The following is a 1,566-nucleotide window of genomic DNA, read 5'->3' as shown; positions in this document are numbered from 1 at the left end:
GAGTGGCTGCCCTGGTTCGACCGGGACGTCCCCGCCGCGGTCGGCCACATCGCGGCCCGCCCGGGACATGGACGCCTTCCTACGAGGGCATCATCACTCTCGGGTTGATGATCTTTGTCAGTGTCTCACTGAGGTTCTGGCAGGAATACCGTTCGAGTCGCGCCGCCGAGGCGCTCAAGGCGATGGTCACGACGACCGTCGCGGCCACCCGCAAGATCAACAACACCGTGGTCACGGCGGAGATTCCGATCGAGCAACTACTGCCAGGTGATGTGGTCCAGCTTGCCGCCGGCGACATGATCCCGGCCGATGTCCGCATCATTCGGGCCAAGGATCTACAGGTCAATCAGTCCATGCTCAGCGGTGAATCGATGCCGGCCGAGAAGTCGGCGGAACCGTCGTCGGGAATCGACGTCGATCGGCTGCTCGAAGCCGAGAACATCGGGTTCATGGGTACTTCCGTCGTGTCGGGCAGCGGCACCGCCGTCGCGGTGCACACGGGCAAGCGCACCTACTTCGGTGCCATGACAGCACAATTGGCCTCCAAGCGACCCGAAACCAGCTTCGACGTCGGGGTGCGCAGCGTCAGCTACCTGCTGATCAAATTCATGCTGATCATGGTTCCCGCGGTGTTCATCATCAACGGACTGACCAAGGACTGGAGCCAAGCACTACTCTTCGGCGTCGCCACCGCAGTGGGGTTGACTCCGGAAATGTTGCCGCTCATCGTGACTGCGAACCTGGCCAAGGGTGCGCTTCACATGTCGCGCAAGAAGGTGATCGTCAAGCAGATCAACGCGATTCAGAACTTCGGCGCCATGGACGTTCTGTGCACGGACAAGACCGGAACTCTCACCGAGGACCGCATCGTTCTCGGTGAACATCTCGATACTGCCGGCCGCAAGTCCGAGGACGTGTTGCGGCTCGCGGCAGTCAATTCCGTGAATCAGACCGGATTGCGCAGTCTTCTCGACGACGCGGTGATCGAGGCCGCCGGTCCCGAAGTGATCGAGGAGATCTCGCGTCTGCACGGGTTGGTGGACGAGATTCCCTTCGACTTCAAGCGTCGTCGGCTCTCGGTGGTGGTCGATCACGGTGACGCCGATCTGATCGTCACCAAAGGTGCAGTGGAAGAGCTTCTTTCGGTCTGTGAATCGGTTGAACTGGACGGGGTGACCCACCAGCTGACGCCGGGATGGCTGGCCCGAGTCGACCGACTGGTCGCCGAACTGAACGGTCAGGGTAAGCGAGTGCTTGCGGTGGCGACCAGGGTCGTTGTCGACGAACAGCGACGCGAGTACTCAACTGCCGATGAAGAGGGCATGACCCTGGTCGGGTTGCTGGCCTTCCTCGACCCGCCGAAGGAATCTGCGGCCGGGGCGATCGAAGCTCTCGCGAGTCACGGTGTCGCCGTGAAGGTGGTGACGGGTGACAACGAACTGGTCGCCGAAACCGTCTGCGGCAAAGTCGGTATCGACGTGGGAACTGTTGTGTCCGGCGCCGAGATCGAAGCGTTGAGCGACGACGCCCTCGACGAGTTGGTGCAACGGACAACCGTCTTCGCGA

Annotated in this window: 1 protein-coding gene; it reads left to right on the top strand. The window is 61.8% G+C overall.

The features are described 5' to 3' along the window. Positions 1 to 107: 107 nt before the first annotated feature. On the top strand, positions 108 to 1,566 hold a 1,459-nt coding region (mgtA, locus tag ABT116_RS45105), incomplete at its 3' end, for a magnesium-translocating P-type ATPase (RefSeq protein ID WP_351646839.1).

The sequence above is a fragment of the Streptomyces sp. NPDC002130 genome (assembly GCF_040296465.1).
In the GTDB taxonomy this organism is placed as follows: Bacteria; Actinomycetota; Actinomycetes; order Streptomycetales; family Streptomycetaceae; genus Streptomyces.
This window is presented reverse-complemented; position numbering and strand designations above follow the sequence as displayed.